Source organism: Pseudarthrobacter sp. NIBRBAC000502770, assembly GCF_006517815.1.
GTDB classification, from domain to species: domain Bacteria; phylum Actinomycetota; class Actinomycetes; order Actinomycetales; family Micrococcaceae; genus Arthrobacter; species Arthrobacter niigatensis.
The window spans coordinates 3,972,049-3,988,415 of the sequence record NZ_CP041198.1; the positions used below are offsets into that span (position 1 = coordinate 3,972,049).

General features: G+C 67.7%; 14 protein-coding genes. 5 read left to right on the forward strand and 9 right to left on the reverse strand.

The window, feature by feature from the left end; translation table 11 throughout:
* Positions 1-30 precede the first annotated feature (30 nt).
* The 5 genes from treS to NIBR502770_RS18925 all read right to left on the reverse strand — a co-directional run bounded on the left by treS (position 31) and on the right by NIBR502770_RS18925 (position 7,347).
* A complete protein-coding gene (treS, locus tag NIBR502770_RS18905) occupies positions 31-2,310 on the reverse strand; it encodes a maltose alpha-D-glucosyltransferase (RefSeq protein WP_141158629.1) in 2,280 nt (759 codons plus the stop codon).
* 112 nt (positions 2,311-2,422) lie between these two features.
* On the reverse strand, positions 2,423-3,622 hold the full coding sequence (locus tag NIBR502770_RS18910) for a glycerate kinase (protein WP_141158628.1): 1,200 nt from the start codon (positions 3,620-3,622) through the stop codon (positions 2,423-2,425).
* Between the two features lies 1 nt (position 3,623).
* Complete coding sequence (gene dctA / locus NIBR502770_RS18915) at positions 3,624-5,072, reverse strand: C4-dicarboxylate transporter DctA (protein WP_246839807.1); 1,449 nt, start codon at positions 5,070-5,072, stop codon at positions 3,624-3,626.
* A gap of 138 nt (positions 5,073-5,210) precedes the next feature.
* Positions 5,211-6,308, reverse strand: a complete 1,098-nt coding sequence (locus NIBR502770_RS18920) for a tartrate dehydrogenase (protein ID WP_141158627.1) — start codon at positions 6,306-6,308, stop codon at positions 5,211-5,213.
* A 154-nt stretch (positions 6,309-6,462) separates the two neighbouring features.
* A complete protein-coding gene (locus tag NIBR502770_RS18925) occupies positions 6,463-7,347 on the reverse strand; it encodes a LysR family transcriptional regulator (RefSeq protein WP_141182973.1) in 885 nt (294 codons plus the stop codon).
* Between the two features lie 186 nt (positions 7,348-7,533).
* On the opposite strand from NIBR502770_RS18925, the gene NIBR502770_RS18930 reads away from it, so the two are divergent.
* Positions 7,534-8,421 (forward strand): GAF domain-containing protein, encoded by an 888-nt coding sequence (locus NIBR502770_RS18930; protein ID WP_141182974.1) that lies wholly within the window; start codon positions 7,534-7,536, stop codon positions 8,419-8,421.
* The gene (locus tag NIBR502770_RS18935; protein WP_141158624.1) at positions 8,418-9,323 is read left to right on the forward strand and encodes an SGNH/GDSL hydrolase family protein; all 906 of its coding nucleotides are present in this window, start codon (positions 8,418-8,420) and stop codon (positions 9,321-9,323) included. Before NIBR502770_RS18930 ends, NIBR502770_RS18935 begins: the two co-directional genes overlap by 4 nt.
* On the opposite strand, the gene NIBR502770_RS18940 is transcribed toward NIBR502770_RS18935, so the two are convergent.
* Positions 9,320-9,808, reverse strand: coding sequence for a hypothetical protein (locus tag NIBR502770_RS18940; protein WP_246857326.1), 489 nt, complete (start codon positions 9,806-9,808; stop codon positions 9,320-9,322). The two genes, NIBR502770_RS18935 and NIBR502770_RS18940, sit on opposite strands and share 4 nt — an antisense overlap.
* Before the next feature lie 74 nt (positions 9,809-9,882).
* Complete coding sequence (locus NIBR502770_RS18945) at positions 9,883-11,235, reverse strand: uracil-xanthine permease family protein (protein WP_141182975.1); 1,353 nt, start codon at positions 11,233-11,235, stop codon at positions 9,883-9,885.
* 202 nt (positions 11,236-11,437) lie between these two features.
* On the opposite strand from NIBR502770_RS18945, the gene NIBR502770_RS18950 reads away from it, so the two are divergent.
* Complete coding sequence (locus NIBR502770_RS18950; RefSeq protein ID WP_141182976.1) at positions 11,438-12,043, forward strand: malonic semialdehyde reductase; 606 nt, start codon at positions 11,438-11,440, stop codon at positions 12,041-12,043.
* Positions 12,044-12,164: 121 nt separating this feature from the next.
* Complete coding sequence (locus NIBR502770_RS18955) at positions 12,165-12,680, forward strand: 2'-5' RNA ligase family protein (RefSeq protein WP_141182977.1); 516 nt, start codon at positions 12,165-12,167, stop codon at positions 12,678-12,680.
* Here the strand turns inward: NIBR502770_RS18955 and pgm are convergent.
* Complete coding sequence (gene pgm / locus NIBR502770_RS18960; RefSeq protein WP_141182978.1) at positions 12,677-14,329, reverse strand: phosphoglucomutase (alpha-D-glucose-1,6-bisphosphate-dependent); 1,653 nt, start codon at positions 14,327-14,329, stop codon at positions 12,677-12,679. The two genes, NIBR502770_RS18955 and pgm, sit on opposite strands and share 4 nt — an antisense overlap.
* A gap of 232 nt (positions 14,330-14,561) precedes the next feature.
* On the opposite strand from pgm, the gene NIBR502770_RS18965 reads away from it, so the two are divergent.
* Positions 14,562-15,479 carry a nuclease-related domain-containing protein gene (locus NIBR502770_RS18965; protein WP_141182979.1) on the forward strand — a complete coding sequence of 306 codons (918 nt, stop codon included), beginning with the start codon at positions 14,562-14,564 and terminating at the stop codon, positions 15,477-15,479.
* Here NIBR502770_RS18965 and NIBR502770_RS18970 read toward each other — a convergent pair.
* Positions 15,439-16,365, reverse strand: a complete 927-nt coding sequence (locus NIBR502770_RS18970) for a LysR family transcriptional regulator ArgP (protein ID WP_141182980.1) — start codon at positions 16,363-16,365, stop codon at positions 15,439-15,441. The genes NIBR502770_RS18965 and NIBR502770_RS18970 overlap by 41 nt on opposite strands.
* Between the last annotated feature and the right edge of the window lie 2 nt (positions 16,366-16,367).

Here is a 16,367-nt window from a genome sequence, read left to right on the forward strand (position 1 = left end):
GGGCGGTGCCCGGCGCCATCCGGCGGCTTCTTACGCCTCCGCCTCCGGTTCGGGCGCCTCGGTCAACAGCAGGGCCGTTCCGCCGTAGGCAGGCAGCTCGAGGAAGAAGCTGTGCAGGTCGTCCACCTGCGCCACGGTCTCCCCACTGAACAGGTCCTGGACGTTGGCGCCGGACGGCAGTTCGTTGGACTGGATGCTGCCGGTGATGTCCTGGCCGGAGAAGTTCAGGGCGGTGACCTGCAGGTCCCCGTCCTTCAGCCGGTTGACCAGCACCAGCGCGGCGCGGTTGGAGACGTCGGGCACGTCCAGGAGGGTGCCGGTGGCGATCCCGTTTTCCTCGCGCACGGCGAGGATCCGCTGCAGCCGCCGTGCGAATGAGTCCTGGTCCCGCAGCTGGTCCGGCAGTGAACCGTACAGGCTGCGGGCCCTCGGCATTCCCGCCGATGAGTTGGTAGCGTCCGGGCTGGTTCCCATGAGGTCGTGGGCGCCGCGGTTGATCCAGCGCGTGTCACCCTGTGAAGTGAGCTCGCCCACGCTGCTGCGGTCCAGTGCCAGGATGCCGGTGAGGTCCCAGCCGGACAGGGCAAAGACGCCGGGCTGCAGGGCGTTGTACATGGCCAGGAGCAGGTGCACATCCCGGATCTGCGCCTCCTGCTCCGGGGTGACGGCGGCCGGGTCCTTGATCCCCAGGGCGGCCATGATGAAGCTGACCGTGGTGCAGGCGATGCCGTTGGTGGTGAACACGGCGTTGTAGGGCGCATTCTCGCCGGTGAGCCGGTCCCGCAGGGTCTGCTGCACATTCTCGGCCAGCTGGGCGCCCGTGAGTTCCTCGCCGTTAAGCTCGAACATCTCCTCCCGGTGGCCGGCGGCGAAGTGCAGCAGCTCGTAGGTGAGTTCGTCATGGTTCTGCAAAGCGTGCACCAGTGAGGCCTGGTCCACCCCGATTTCCATTGACAGGCGGAGGGTCAGCCGCAGGAACTCGGTATCGGCGGTGACCAGCGCGTAGTGGTACGCCGGCCGGGTGATGAAGTCGTAGGAGAGGTCCGGGCCCGCCTCCGAGGTTGCCTTGATGTCATCGATGGTCAGGTTCAGCTCCTGGAAGGAGAATCCGCCCACCTTGCGGATCATGGAGCCGATGAGCTGGTTGGCGGCCTCGGACAACGGGTGGCCTTCGGACCAGCCGGGCTGCTCTTCGGCGCTCTTCTCCACGCCCAGGAAGCCGTTGGCGTCGAGGCGCAGCGCCCCCGTGCCAAGGTCCACCAGCGAGTGCAGGGCGTCGCCCACCACCAGGCGCATCCCGGCGAACGTTGGGTCAAGCCAGTTAATGGAGGGCTGGCCGGCCTTGAAGTAGTGCAGGTAGACCCAGCGGCGGGTCTTGCCGGTGGTGTCCACGATGGGCCGCGTGGCACTCCAGTTGGTTTCCTTGACGCCGGGCTCGTAGAAGATGACCCGCTGCAGCCGGCCGATGATGTAGCCGGCCTTCTGCAGCGCCTGCTCCGAGTCGGGGCTGAGGTTGACCGAGTCTGCGCCTTCCGGGACGTCCGGGAGCAGGTTCCAGTCCTCCTCGGGAATGTCCACCATGTGGTAGATCCCCGGGTAATCGCGGAAGTTCATCTCGGCCAGGCGGAAGTCCGCGCCCTTTCCGGTGTGGCCGGGGACGATGTCGTCAATGACGGTGCCGTCGTGCTCCGCGGCCACCTCGCACATGCTGCGGAACTCTTCTTCGGTGCCGAAGACGGGGTCGATCGCCATGCTGATGCGGTCAAAGTGCCCGTCCACGCTGGGCGTGTGGGACCAGCCGCTGATGCCGCCGGCGAGCTTCACGGGCCCGGTGTGGATCCCGCGGATCCCGATCTCGCGGAACGCCTTCCACATTTCGGGGTCGCCAAGGGCGGACAGGAATGACTGGCCGGTCCGGGTGATGAAGGACAGCGGGTAGGCGGTGAACCATACGGAGGCGCGTTCGACGGCGGCCCGCGGGTTGGGGTGCGCGTACGAGTTCTGCCACATGCTGGCCTGGCCGGACAGCTGCCGTGCCAGCGTGTTCGCGTCACCGAGCATGGCCTGGTTCCGCAGCCACTCCACGTATGCCGCGTTACGCCCGTCGAATTCGAAGGATGGCCGGCTGCCCACGAACTGCCGCCGGCGCGCGATGGGACGCAGGGCCTTGGGGCGGGCCGCGAAGAACTGCTCGTCGAACGTGACCTCAAGGTCCGGTGACGGCTCCGCCGCGTCCTCTTCCACTTCCACGCTGGCCTGCGCGGAATCATCCGCTTCCGAAGTACGCTCGCTGGTGCCCGGCTCCCGCATAAGCTCCTCTTTCCGTTGCTCGTTTCCGTGCTGGCATGGATGCTCCAAGACCCCTTGCCCAAGGTCAGGTACCCAAGCGAGCAGGGAGTATTCGGTGTTCCCTCTCCCGATGCTACTGCCCGGCGGAGCCGGCGGAAGGGACAAACGTGCCGGGCTGGCGGATGCCTTGCCCGATCTGCCGGCCGATGTCGCGGCCGATCCGGGTGAGCAGGGCTGCGGACAGTAGAGGGTCCTTGGCGGAATCCCGGCTGGTGTAGTCAGCCAGGGCGTAGACCTGCGCCAGGGACAGGTCCGCCCAGCGTTCCCGGGGGAGCAGGGAGCGGCCGGCCACGGCGATGAGGGTGCGGGTGCCGGAGCGGCGGGCCACCGCGGCGGGCAGTTTGCCGGCGAGGGTCTGCGCATCGATGCTGCCTTCGCCCGTGATGACGACGTCGCAGCCGGCCTTGCGGGCATCGAAGTCCAGCAGGTCCAGGAAGAAGTCCGCTCCGGAGACCTGGCGCGCGCCCAGGAGCAGGCAGGCGAATCCGATTCCCCCGGCGCTGCCGGCTCCGTCATGCCGTGCCAGGCTGGCCGCGGCCCCAAACCCTGCGTCCGCCATCCTGCCAACGAAGTGTTCCAGCCCGGCGTCGAGGGCCGCGACATCCGCCGGGCCGGCGCCTTTTTGCGGCCCGAAGACGGCCGCTGCCCCGGCTGGCCCGGTCAGGGGGTTGGAGACGTCGCTGGCGACCACCAGTTCCGTCCCTGCCAGGCCTGGCAGGAGGGAACCGCGGACGGCGTGGATGCTGCCGAGTGCATGGCCGGTCCCCGGCAGTACCGTGCCGTCGGCTGCGAGGAAGGCGTATCCCAGGGCGGACAGCATTCCCATGCCGCCGTCCGTGCTGGCGCTCCCGCCCAGAGCCAGCACGATCCGCGCGGGCGACAGGCCCAGGGCGAACCGGACTGCCTCACCGAAACCGCGGCTGGATGCATTGAGGGCATCCAGGGAGCCGTCCGCCAGGAGCGCGATCCCGCAGGTGTTGGCGACTTCCACGACGGCTGTGACGCCGTCGAAGGCGATGGACGACTGGACCCTTTGCCCTGTGGGGCCCGTGACGGAGCAGGTGTGCCGGGCGAAGCCGGCTGAGACAGCGGCGTCCACGCTGCCGTCCCCGCCGTCGGCCAGCGGCAGCAGCTCGCATTCGATGGCCCCGGCGGCCCCGGCGGTGGACCGGAGCCCGGCCGCCAGGGCTTGTGCCACCTCGCCTGCGGTGAGGCTGCCCTTGAATTTGTCGGGTGCGATCAGGGCACGGACCGTGGTGGTGTTGACGGGCATGTCAGGCCGTTTCGGAGTAGGCGGGGTGGCGGGCAGGCAGGGAAGGCTCGACGCCGGTCGCGCCTTCCTGGAGGGCAGGCTCCTTGTGGGGGTGGGCGCCTGAACCGTCGGTGGCCTCGAGGTGGCCCGGCGCCGTGACGGGAAGCGGGTCCACGGCTTCGCCGGCGAAGACGCGGCGCACACGGTCGGCGTCGAGGGTGCGGTCCCACCAGGCGATGAACAGGGTGGCCACGGCGTTGCCCGTGAAGTTGACCAGGGCCCGGCATTCGGACATGAACTTGTCAATGCCGAAGATCAGCATGATTCCGGCGGCGGGGATGGTGCCGATGGTGGCCAGGGTGGCGGTGAGGGCGATGAAGCCGCCGCCGGCGACTCCTGCCGCACCCTTGGAGGTGAGCAGCATGACCGCGAGCAGGCCCAGCTGCTGGCCAATGCTCAGGTGGGTGTTGGTGGCCTGGGCAATGTAGAGGGCGGCCAAAGACAGGTAGATGGCGGCGCCGTCCAGGTTGAAGCTGTAGCCGGTGGGGACCACCAGGCCGACCGTTTCCTTCTTGACACCGGCATTCTCAAGCTTGCGCATCAGGCCGGGAAGGGCGGGCTCGGCGGTGGAGGTGCCGAGGATGAGCATGTACTCCTCCTTGAGGTGCCGGATCATGCTGAAGATGTTCAGCTTCAGGAACGCCATGACCGAGCCGAGCACCACCACGACGAACAGGATGGATGTGGCGTAGAACAGGGCGATCAGGCCGCCCATGCTGGTGAGCGATGAGACGCCGTACTTGCCCACGGCAAAGGCCATGGCGCCGAAGGCTCCCAGGGGCGCGGCCTTCATGATGAAGCCGAGGATCTTGAACATGACCCCGGTCAGTCGCTGCACCCCGTCCAGGACCGGGGCGCCCACCTTGCCCATGGCGTTCAGGGCGATCCCGAAGACCACCGCAATGAAGATGATTTGCAGGATGTCGCCAACCACGAAGGGCTGGACCACGCTGGTGGGGATGATGTTGGTGATGAACTGCCACCATTCCTGGTGCTGCCCCGCATCGATCAGCTTGGCGGCCGAGTCCGAGGTCTTGATGGCACCGGGATCGGCGTTCACGCCTTCGCCGAGCCGGAAGACGTTGATGGCCACCAGGCCGAATGCCAGGGCGCAGATGGTGCCGACCTGGAAGTAGGTCAGCGCCTTCAGCCCGGTCATGCCCACCTTCTTCAGGTCCGCCACGCTGGCGATGCCGCCGACGATCGTGAGGAACACGATGGGCCCGATGAGCATCTTCATCGCGTTCACGAAAGTGGTGCCGATCGGTTCCATGGCGATACCGGTTGCCGGGGCAAGCCAGCCGACCAGGATGCCGATGACGATCGCCGTCAGTACCCAAAAGTAGAGCTGGCGGTACCACCGGGTTTTTGGGGCCGCTGTTGTAGCCGCGGCGGTGCTGGTGTGGTCCATGATTCCTACCTCATTGTGGAATGTCGCTGGAGGATGTTCTGAAGAAAGTTGATACGGGGCGGCCGGCGGTACTGCTTCACCGGCCGCCCCGTGCCTGGAATCGGCAACCGGATGGCGGCGCCGGAGGTTGCTGCGCGCCTAGACCGCTGCCGGAGTGAGCGTCAGGGCCTTGATGATGGCTTCGGTGACGTCCTCGGTGTTTGCCTTGCCCCCCACATCGCGGGTCAGGTGGCCAGCGCCGGTGGCCGCTTCGATGGCGGCTTCCACCTGGCGGGCTTCCGCGTGCAGGCCGAAGTGGTCCAGCATCAGGGCGGCGCTGGCGATCGCGCCGATCGGGTTGCTGATGCCCTGGCCGGCGATGTCCGGTGCGGAGCCGTGGACGGGTTCGAACATTGACGGGAAGCGGCGCTCCGGGTTCAGGTTGGCGCTGGCCGCCAGGCCCAGGCTGCCGGCCAGCGCCGAGCCGAGGTCGGAGAGGATGTCGGCGTTCAGGTTGGAGGCGACGACGACGGAGAGGTCCTCGGGCTTGAGGATGAACTTGGCGCTCATGGCATCCACCAGGACGCTTTCGGTCCGGACATCCGGGTAGTCCAGGGCGACGCGGTGGAAGACCTCGTCCCACAGGACCATCCCGTACTGCTGCGCGTTGGACTTGGTGACCGAGGAAACCTTCTTGACGGTCCGGGTCCGGGCCAGGTCGAAGGCGAACCGCATGATGCGCTCGCAGCCCTTCTCGGTGAACAGCGCGGTCTGCAGCGCCACCTCGTTGCCGGGGCCGCGCCCACTGAGGTTCCGGCCGCCGAGGCCGGCGTATTCACCCTCGCTGTTCTCGCGGACCACCACCCAGTCCAGTTCGGTGGTGTCGGCCTTGCGGAGCGGGGACTGCACGCCGGGGAGGAACTTCACCGGGCGGATGTTGGCCCACTGGTCGAAGTTCTGGGTGATGTTCAGGCGCAGGCCCCAGAGGCTGATGTGGTCCGGGACGTTTTCCCAGCCGACGGCGCCGAAGTAGATGGCGTCGAAGTCCTTCAGGGCGTCCAGGCCCTTGGGGTCCATCATCTGGCCGGTCCTGGCGTAGTACTCGCTGCCCCAAGGGAACTCGGTCCAGTCGAACGCAAATTTTCCATTCGAGTTTCCAGCCAGGGCGTCCAGGACGCGGCGTCCGGCGGATACCACTTCCTTGCCCACGCCGTCGGCCGGGATTGAAGCGATGCTGAATGTCTGGTTGGCGCTCATTTGCCTACCTCCTCGTTGAGTGCGGGCAGTGTGCGGGTGTCGCCCCGGTCACACTGTTTTCTTCCTCCTCAAGTAGACGGGCGCGGCGGGGTGGGCGTCCAAGACCAAGATTCGATCCGCCAGATAGGTTGCGCCTATCAATCGCCGCCGGTGCTTACTGGGCGTGGTCCTTGGCCACCTGCAGGAAGGCCCGCGCCGCGGGCGTGAGATCGTCCTTGCGGCTCAGGATGGCCACCTCCAGGTGGGAAACCGGCTCAATGAGGAGCGTGCGCAGCCCGGCCTTCCCGGCGGTGGGGGCCCACGAGGAAGGCATCACCGCGTGCCCCACCCCTGCCAGCACGAGGGGCAGGACCGAGGTACGGTGGGCCACTTCCACGACGATCTCGGCATTGACTCCGCGCGCCAGGGCATCATCCACCAGCCAGCGCATCAGGGATCCCCGCTGGCTGGCGATGAGCCGGTGCCCGTTCAGGTCCTCCCGCGCGATGGCCTCTCCCGGGCCGAAGGTGTCTGCCTGCGGATTGACGATCAGGATCAGCGGCTGGCGCTCCAGCGCAAGCACTTCCACCCCGGGCACCCGGATGGCGGTGGCAGCACCGGCCAGTCCGATCTCGGTGCTGCCGTTACGCACCGATTCGATGACCTCCTCCGGCGTGAAGGCTGCCTCCACGTTCAATCTGACTGACGGGTAGGACCGGGTAAACGCGGCGATCATCGAGGTCAGGGGTTCGATTCCGGGCGAGGGCATGGTGACAATGTCCAGCTGCCCGCTGCGGACGCCGCGCAATGCCTGAACCGCGGATTGCGCGGCGTCCAGGTCCCGCATCACCAGCCGCGCCGGCCCTACCAGCTCCTTGCCTGCGTCGCTGAGGACGGCGCGGCGGCCTATCCGGTGGAACAACGGAACTCCCAGCTCCTTTTCCAGGCCTGCAATGGTCTGCGACAGCGAGGGCTGGGCGATCAACAGGTGTTCGGCCGCGCGGTTGAACCCGCCTTGGTCCACCACCGCCAGGAAATACTTCAGCTTCCGGGTGTCCAAACGGGGCTCCTCTCCGGCCGGGCCTGTGCTGCGGTGCAGCTGTTGCCGTACAGGGGGACCATATCAGCGAACCATTTCCCCCTCTTTAGGCTTATTTCTGCCGCCACTCCCGCCAGGCCCCGGTTCGGACGTATTCTTGGAACCAGGTTTTGTAGTAGGCCGAAGCGCTTCGAACAGGGCTGGAACATGGCGGCTGAACCTTCGGGGCAGGTTGGCTGGGGGCTGCTTCCAGTTACCCCGGAGCCGGTCTTCGACAGCAAGGATGTCGAAACCTTCCTCCGGGAAGTCACCCATGACTTCATGAGCGATATCAAGGGTGAACGCCGCGGTATTGGCTGGGCCGCCACGCTCTTCCGCCTGGGCCAGGGACGCACGCTTGCGGCCAGCACGGAGCAGGCGCGGGAGGCGGACCGGGAACAGTGCTCGTTCGCCGACGGGCCCGTCATGGAGGCCATGCGCACCGAGGCATTCGTCCTGGTATCGGATCTGAGCCGTGACCGGCGGTGGCCCGGTTACGCGAGTGCGGCGTCGGGCCACGGGGTGAAGTCGATGCTTTCGGTGCCCATCATGGCCGAAGGCGGGACGAGCGCCGCCGTCACCTTTTACGCGGGCGTGCCGCACGCGTTTACCAGCGACGACCTGGTCAGGGTTCGGGGCTATGCGCGCCAGATGGCTAGGGCCCTTCGCCTCGTGTTCCGCATGGCCGAGAGGGCGGAAGCGACAGCCGGCCTCGCCGTCGTCCAAAGCTCCCTGGTCCTGGTGGACCTGGCCGTGCGCAGCCTCACCAGCGAATACGGACTCAGCAGGGAGGCCGCGCTGCTTTTCCTGCAGACGCAGGCACTGCACCATGAGCTTGACCTCCGGGACGCGGCCCTGAATGTCGTGGCCCCGGGGGCCGGCCGGGACCGGAACGGCGCACCGCCGTCCGCGTTGCGGCAGGAAGCGTACGACGGCGTCGCGGAGCTTCCGCGTCCGTCGGCGGCGGGGCGGGGCTTTCCAACCGGAAAGCAACCCCGCAGGAACGCTGCGGCGAAGACGGAAACCCCGCCTCCCGCAGAAGGGAGGACAGCATGACCATCCAGAAGCAGGAGCTGCGTTTCATCGCGGACGGGCCGGACAGCCACCCCTGGCGCCGGTTCGTTGCCCTGGGAGACTCCTACACCGAAGGAATCGGCGACCCGGAACCGCTCAGCCTGGGCGGGCTCCGGGGTTGGGCGGACCGCGTGGCCGAGGAGCTGGCGTCCGGCCGTGCCGACTTTGCGTACGCCAACCTGGCCATCCGGGGACTGCTGCTGCGGCAGATCCTCGACGGGCAACTGGCCGCGGCGCTGTCCCTGAAGCCGGACCTTGTCGCCATTGCCGCCGGTGGCAACGACATCATCTTCAGGCACGGCGATCCCGACAAGCTTGCCGGGAAGCTGGACCAGGCCATCGGCACGCTCGCAGCCACCGGTGCCACCGTGCTCCTGTTTGCGGGCCCGGACTGGGGCAACACGCCGGTATTCGGCAAAATCCGCGGCCGCGTGGCCATCTACAACGAGCACCTGCACACCATCGGGGCCCGGCACCACGCCATCATGGTTGACCTGTGGTGCCTGCCGGAGCTTCAGCACGCGTCAATGTGGGACCCCGACCGGCTGCATCTGTCGCCGCTGGGCCACCATGCCGTGGCCGTGGCAACCCTGAATGCGCTGGGCGTGGAGCATGCGCTCAAGCCGTTGCAGCCCAGGCCGCTGCCGGCGCACGGGTGGACGCAGGCCCGGGCCGAGGACCTGGTGTGGGCGCGGCAGTACTTCATGCCGTGGGTGCTCAAGCAGCTGCGGCCCCATCAGGCCGACGCGCTGGCGGCGAAGCGGCCGCAGCCCGGCCCGGTCTTCGGCCAAGGCCGTCCGGGGCCATTCCCGCCGGGCCACCCCGCGGCCGGCCTGAACCCCGGTATGGCGGGTGGACCGGCGCCTCAGGGGCAGGCCGCCTAGTTCCTGGTACCGGCAGCGCGGTGCCTGCGGTGGTCCCCCACCAGGGCGACGAGCGCAGGCACTCCAGCCAACAGGCCCGGAACGGCCAGCAGCAGGCCGTATTCGGGGAGCAGCGCAGAAGCTGCCGCTGCGGTGACGGCTGCAACCAGGGCCGCGATGAGGGCGCCGGACAAACGCCTTCGGACGTCTCTGGCGTTGAAGAAGCGGAAACCGCCGAGGCCCGCGGTGACCGCGGCGAAGGTAATAATGCTCCCGGTCAGGAAGCCGGCGCCCGGGCCTGGAGCATCCTTGAGCCGGTCAATCAGGGCAATTGGCACGGCCAGCATCCAGGCGCTGAGCAGGACCGCGAGGACGCATCCTGCCACGCGGCTCCGAGGTGCCGGACCCAGGGTGTAGATCTGCTCTGCTGGCAGGTCGGCCTGCTGGACGTGGCGGTGGTTTGCAGGCGGCGGCGATTTCGGCAGGCGCATGAAACTCTCAAGCATTGATCCCCCAGACGTAGTGCTTGACGTCTTTTCAACCTACACGGGATGCCGGGAGGGGCAATCTGAACAGGGGGTCAGCGCTTCTTGGGGCCGCGCTTCGAGGCTGCGTTCAGCGCCGACTTCACGGCGGGAGGCAGGACGCCCTGCTCCGTTTCGGGCTCGGCCACTGTTCCGCGCGCCTTCGCGATGGTCTTCATGCCGTGGTAGATCACCAGCGCGGCAGCGGAACCGAGGGCGATGCCGGTGAACTTCAGGTCCCCAATGGTCCAGGTGTAGTCAGCGATGCCGATGATCAGGGCGACGGCGGCGGTGGTCAGGTTGATGGGGTTCGAAAAGTTGACCTTGTTCTGGACCCAGATCTTCACGCCGAGGATGCCGATCATGCCGTACAGCATGGTGGCTGCGCCGCCCAGCACGCCTGCCGGGACCGTGGCGATCAGTTCGCCGAACTTCGGCGAGAAGCTGAGCAGGATGGCGAACATCCCCGCCACCCAATAGGCCGCCGTCGAATACACCTTGGTGGCCGCCATGACGCCGATGTTTTCCGCGTAGGTGGTGGTGCCCGAACCGCCGCCAAAGCCGGCCAGGACGGTAGCGGCACCGTCGGCCATCAGCGCCCGTCCGGAGACGCCGTCGAGGTTCTGCCCCGTCATGGCGGCCACGGACTTCACATGGCCAATGTTCTCCGCCACCAGCACCAGGACCACCGGGACGAACAGCCCCAAAACGCCGAGGTGGAACTCGGGAGTCTGGAAGTGCGGCAGGCCGACCCAGGCTGCGGCGTCCATTTTGTCGTACTTCACCTCGCCCCGGAGCATGGCCACAAGGTACCCAACCACCACGCCCACCAGGATGCTGAGCCTGCCCAGGATCCCGCGGAACAGGACGCTGACCAGGATGATGGTGACAAGCGTGACCAGCGCGGTGATGGGGGCGGCGTCGAAGTTCTGTTTGGCCGCTGGAGCCAGGTTCAGGCCGATCAACGCAACGATGGCCCCAGTGACGATCGGCGGCATCAGCCGGTTGATCCAGCCGGCGCCGAACTTCTGCACCACGGCACCCACCAGGGCAAGTGTGGTTCCCGCCAGCACGACGCCGCCCAGCGCGCCGGGAATCCCGAACTGCGCCTGCGAGGCCGTGATGGGCGCGATGAACGCAAAGCTCGAACCCAGGTAGCTGGGCACCCGGCCCTTGGTGACCACCAGGAACAGCAGCGTGCCGATGCCCGAGAAGAACAGCGTGGTGGCGGGCGGCATCCCGGTGATGATGGGAACCAGGAAGGTGGCGCCGAACATGGCCACCACGTGCTGCATGCCCACGCCGATGGTCAGGGGCCACGCCAGGCGCTCATCGGGGGCCACCACCTGGCCGGGCTTGATGGTTTTGCCGGTGCCGTGCAGCTTCCATTTGATTCCGAGCATGCTCATGGGAAGGAATGCCTTTCAGGGGGTGCCGCGAGGGGGCGAAGATCAACTCGGTCCAGAATACCGCCAAGTTTCCGCGCGCACCCGCTGTGGCCAAGGTCACCCCTGATGCGGGAAGAGCCAACGGTCAGTTGAAGTTGCAACTATGGAAAGCAACCAGGGGCCACCGCGGCAAGGCGGGTGACCCGCAGCGAAAGGTACGCCAATGACCATTGCCCATGAAGAAGCGGTTATCGATTCGGCAGCCGTGGACGCCATTTTCGCCCAGGCACGCACCGCCAACTCCTTCACCGGCGAGGTGACCGAGGAGCAGGCCCAGGCCATCTACGAACTCACCAAGTTCGGCCCCACCGCCTTCAACTCCCAGCCGCTGCGCGTCACCTACGTCCGCTCGGCCGAGGCCCGTGCCACCCTGGTTGACGCCCTGTCCCGCGGCAACCAGGCCAAGACCGCCTCTGCACCGCTCGTGGCCATCCTCAGCTACGACACCGACTGGGCCGGCAAGTGGGACAACTTCCTCCCCGGCTACAACGCCCCCAAGGCCATGTACGACGCCGACCCCGCACTCGCGGCCGCCACGGGCAACAACAACGCCCACCTGCAGGCCGGCTACTTCATCCTGGCCGTCCGCTCGCTTGGCTTCGCCGCAGGTCCCATGACCGGCGCCGACTTCGCCGCGATTGACGCCGCCTTCTTCCCGGCCGGCGACCAGAAGAGCTTCCTGGTGGTCAACATCGGCCAGCCCGGTGAGGAAGCCTGGGGCGACGCAAAGCCCAAGTACTCCTACGGTGAGGCCGTCCGCACCGTCTGACGCCCCATCACTTCCTGCGTCTTTTCTCCAAACGCCCCATCACCTGGTGATGGGGCGTTTGGGTTTTAAGGGCGGGAGGTGATGGGGCGTCTGGACGCGGCCGTGGTGGGAGACTGGGGCCATGCCGACGCGGAACCTGATCTTTGTGGCCTTCGTGGAGCCCGTGGCCGAAGGCCAGGTCTTCCCACGCACCGACTGGCCGCTGCACATCACGCTGGTGCGGTTTGACGTGGGGTTCGACGCCGCCGCAACAGGCAGCGCGGACGTCGCCGAACGCATCGCCGGGCTCGCTGATGCACCGGCAGCCGCAGCGCTGGGCGCCGCGCTCACCGTGGGGGAGGACGCCGCCTTCGGCCGCAACGGATCCGTTCCCGTCAACCTCATCCAGCCCCAGCCTGACCTGCAGGCCCTGCACGGGCAGCTGGTTGACGTCGTCGTGGGCGTGGGAGGCAGGATCCTGACGCCGGCCCACACCCTCGCCGGATACCGCCCCCACGTCTCACACCATGGTGGCAAGCGCCTCCACCCCGGCGACGCCGTCGTGCTTGACCGCGTCGCCCTGGTGGACATGGCTCCCGACGGCGACCACACCACCAGGCGCGTCCTCCGGCTGTGGCGCCGCGAGGGTGGAAGCTAGGCGATGACGCTGTCCACCAGCGCCTTGGCCTCTGCCTGGACCTGCTTCAGGTGCTCCTCGCCCTTGAAGGACTCGGCGTAGATCTTGTAGACGTCCTCGGTGCCGGACGGCCGGGCCGCGAACCAGGCGTTCTCGGTGACCACCTTCAGGCCGCCGATGGGTGCGCCGTTGCCGGGTGCCTCGGTGAGTTTGGCGGTGATCTCCTCGCCCGCCAACGAGGTGGCAGTCACGTCAGCGGCGGACAGCTTGCCCAGCTTTGCCTTCTGCTCACGCGTCGCGGCGGCGTCGATCCGGGCGTAGACAGGGGCGCCGAACTGGTCGGTCAGGCCCTTGTACAGCTGCGACGGGGACTTGCCCGTGACCGCGGTGATCTCGGACGCCAGCAGCGCCAGCAGGATGCCGTCCTTGTCCGTGGTCCACACGCTGCCGTCCAGCTTGTTGAAGGAAGCGCCTGCGGATTCCTCCCCGCCGAACGCGCCTTCACCCGAGAGCAGGCCGGGCACGAACCATTTGAAGCCCACCGGTACCTCCACGAGCTTGCGGCCCAGGCTCTGCGCCACGCGGTCGATGATGGAGGATGACACCAGGGTCTTGCCCACTACCGAGGCCGGGTTCCAGCCGCTGCGGTTGCGGTACAGGTAGTCGATGGCCACTGCGAGGTAGTGGTTGGGATTCATCAGGCCGCCGTCAGGGGTGACGATGCCGTGGCGGTCTGCGTCGGCGTCGTTGCCGGTGGCGATATCGAAGGAGGATCCGCCTGCCGACATCCGCTGGATCAGCGAGGCCATGGCGGACGGCGAGGAGCAGTCCATGCGGATTTTTTCGTCCCAGTCCAGCGTCATGAACGCCCACTGCGGGTCGACGGTGGGGTTCACCACGGTGAGGTCCAGGTGGTGGCGCTCGGCGATCTCGCCCCAGTAGTCAACGGAGGCGCCGCCCATGGGGTCGGCACCGATCCGGACGCCGGCCTCGCGGATGGCATCCAGGTTCAGGACGGACGGAAGGTCGTCCACGTAGCTGGAGAGGAAGTCGAACTTGCCGGTAGTGTCGGCCGATTGTGCGTCGGCCAGCGGAATCCGCTTCACGCCCCGCAGGCCGTTTTCCAGGAGCTCGTTGGCGCGGTTGGCGATCCAGCCTGTGGCATCTGAGTCGGCGGGACCGCCGTGCGGGGGGTTGTACTTGAAGCCGCCGTCGCCGGGCGGGTTGTGGCTGGGCGTTACCACGATGCCGTCAGCCTGCGGGGCGCCGGGCGCCGCCTTCCCGTTGTAGGTGAGGATGGCGTGGCTCAGGGCCGGGGTGGGGGTGTAGCCGTGCCGGGCATCCACCAGGACCTGGACGCCGTTGGCGGCGAGGACCTCGAGGGCAGAGTTCTGTGCCGGCTCGCTCAGCGCGTGGGTGTCCTTGGCCAGGAACAGCGGACCGGTGACGCCCTGGGCCGCCCGGTACTCCACGATTGCCTGGGTGATGGCCACGATGTGCTGCTCGTTGAAGGAGGCCTTCAAACTGGACCCTCGGTGCCCGGACGTTCCGAACACCACGCGCTGGCCGGGATCACCCAGGTCCGGCGCGATGTCGTAATACGCGTCGAGGAGCGCAGTGATGTCAACAAGGTCCTGGGGTTGGGCAACTGTACCCGCGCGGCTAGCCATGGCTCCAGCATGCCAGAAGCTGGCAGGAGTCAAAACGACCCGCCCAAAATCCGGACGCTGTGACCTGCCGTGACGTACGCCAACCAAGTAGTCCAACTGAGTACACAGCCGCGAAAGTACCTATATACCGCCCCTTCCGCCCACTGCTACTTTCAAGGAAATTCCACCGAAAGGAACGGACGACGGCGGGCCGCCGCCTTAGTCGGTTCCGGCAAGGAAACGGGGACGTCCAATGGGGGCAGGAGACGGGGCAGCGGAGCAGTCCAGGCTTGCTGCCGAGCGCGTGGCGCGGCTGAAGCGCAGGCTGGATGAGGCCGATCAATCCACCAAGGCATGGGATACCGCCGCGGTGGGGGAGCGGACGGTGGCCGACAAGCTCAGCGAGCTGGTTCCCCGCGGCTGGTACGTGCTCCACGATGTCCATTGGCCGGGCAGGCCCAAGGCCACCCTGGACCACGTCCTGGTGGGACCGGGCGGCGTGGTGGTGGTGGATTCCAAGAACTGGACCGGCGAGGTGCAGGTGGCGTCCGGCGTGCTCTGGCAGGGCCGCTATGCGCGCACCCAGGCCGTCGAAGGTGCCCTGGCCCAATGCGCTGCCGTTGCCTCGGTGCTGGCTCCGCCGCACCGCAGGCTGGTCCGTCCACTTATCTGCATGGCTGCCCAGCCCGACCTTTTTGGTATCACCGACTCGGACGTGGCCGTGGCCGGTTCGCAGCGGGTGGTCCCGGCCATCGAGTCGCTGCCGGCGGTACTGGACCAGCAGGCCGTGGTGGGCCTGTACGAGGACCTGGGCCGGCAGCTCACGCACGAGCAGGAGCCCGGCATCACTGCCCTGCGCAACGTGCGTCCGGGAACCGTGGTGCGCCCGGCGGGAGCCCTGCCCCCGGCCGGTCCCGCCGCAAGCCCGGGAGGCAAAACCGGAGCCAAGGACGCAGCCAGGGCCCGCAGCGCATCCCGCCACCCCGCAGGCCGGGCCCTGCCGCCACGGGACGTCCAGGCAGGGCAGCATGCGGCCGCGCCGGCCGGGCATTGGCGCCACGGCCGGAGCACCAGGGCGCAGCACCACGGCGGGACCAGCGCAGGCAAGCTGGCGCTGCTGGCGGCCTTCGTTATTTTTGCCGTCTATTTCCTGCCCTACTTGGCCCGCTAGGCTCCTGCCGGGTCCCGGGCCGCAGTTGGTCAATGGCGGCCTCGCGGACCGCCGCGCCGATCCGCGCGAGCCGGTTTGAATCGAGGGACCAGGCCTGCCAGTAGAGGGCAACGTCCTGGTGGGCGGCCTCTTCCAACCGGACCAGGGCGCCGTCCGCCAGTTCGCCCGAGAGCTGGAGCTCCGGAATCATTCCCCAGCCCAGGCCTGCCCTGACCGCTGCAAGGAACCCCTGGGATGAGGGCACGGTATGCGTGGGCGGAGCCTGCTGCACGCTCTTCGCGGCCAGCAGCTGCTGCTGCAGGGTGTCCTTCGCATTGAATTTCATAACCGGCATTGCCGCCCAGTCCATCCCGCCTGGGCTGGAAAAGCGCCGGCGCAGCCCTGGAGCGGCCACCGGGATGTAGCGCATGGATCCCAGCAACTCCACGCGGCATCCGCTCACCGGGACAGGGTCGGAGGTCACCGCGGCCATCACTGCGCCGTCGCGGAGCAGTTGGCTGCTGTAGCCCTGGTCCTCAACATGAAGGTCCAGTGCAGAGTCCTCCCAGCCTGCGGCCTGGTGCAGGACCGGAAGGAACCACGTGGCCAGCGAATCGGCGTTCACGGCCACTGGCAGAGGGGCCCGCAAGGTCGAACCCGTTCCCAGTGCTGCCGAGGTCTCGGCCTCGAGTAACTGCACCTGGCGGCCCATCCGCAGCAGCAGCGCACCCGCGTCCGTGGCGGTACAGGGAACCCGGCGGCGTACCAGGACCTGCCCCACGGAGGTTTCCAGCGCCTTGATGCGCTGGCTCACGGCCGACGGAGTGACGCGGAGCAGGTCTGCCGCGGCCTCAAACGTTCCTTCGTCGACAACCGCGACGAGGGCCTTCAGGTGTTCAAGGTTCATGA

Bases quoted from the DNA above. Each gene is read 5' to 3' on its own strand.
- treS (WP_141158629.1), bottom strand. From the start codon at position 2,310: ATGCGGGAGCCGGGCACCAGCGAGCGTACTTCGGAAGCGGATGATTCC.
- NIBR502770_RS18910 (WP_141158628.1), bottom strand. From the start codon at position 3,622: ATGCCCGTCAACACCACCACGGTCCGTGCCCTGATCGCACCCGACAAA.
- dctA (WP_246839807.1), bottom strand. From the start codon at position 5,072: ATGGACCACACCAGCACCGCCGCGGCTACAACAGCGGCCCCAAAAACC.
- NIBR502770_RS18920 (WP_141158627.1), bottom strand. From the start codon at position 6,308: ATGAGCGCCAACCAGACATTCAGCATCGCTTCAATCCCGGCCGACGGC.
- NIBR502770_RS18930 (WP_141182974.1), top strand. From the start codon at position 7,534: ATGGCGGCTGAACCTTCGGGGCAGGTTGGCTGGGGGCTGCTTCCAGTT.
- NIBR502770_RS18935 (WP_141158624.1), top strand. From the start codon at position 8,418: ATGACCATCCAGAAGCAGGAGCTGCGTTTCATCGCGGACGGGCCGGAC.
- NIBR502770_RS18940 (WP_246857326.1), bottom strand. From the start codon at position 9,808: ATGCTTGAGAGTTTCATGCGCCTGCCGAAATCGCCGCCGCCTGCAAAC.
- NIBR502770_RS18945 (WP_141182975.1), bottom strand. From the start codon at position 11,235: ATGAGCATGCTCGGAATCAAATGGAAGCTGCACGGCACCGGCAAAACC.
- NIBR502770_RS18950 (WP_141182976.1), top strand. From the start codon at position 11,438: ATGACCATTGCCCATGAAGAAGCGGTTATCGATTCGGCAGCCGTGGAC.
- NIBR502770_RS18955 (WP_141182977.1), top strand. From the start codon at position 12,165: ATGCCGACGCGGAACCTGATCTTTGTGGCCTTCGTGGAGCCCGTGGCC.
- pgm (WP_141182978.1), bottom strand. From the start codon at position 14,329: ATGGCTAGCCGCGCGGGTACAGTTGCCCAACCCCAGGACCTTGTTGAC.
- NIBR502770_RS18965 (WP_141182979.1), top strand. From the start codon at position 14,562: ATGGGGGCAGGAGACGGGGCAGCGGAGCAGTCCAGGCTTGCTGCCGAG.
- NIBR502770_RS18970 (WP_141182980.1), bottom strand. From the start codon at position 16,365: ATGAACCTTGAACACCTGAAGGCCCTCGTCGCGGTTGTCGACGAAGGA.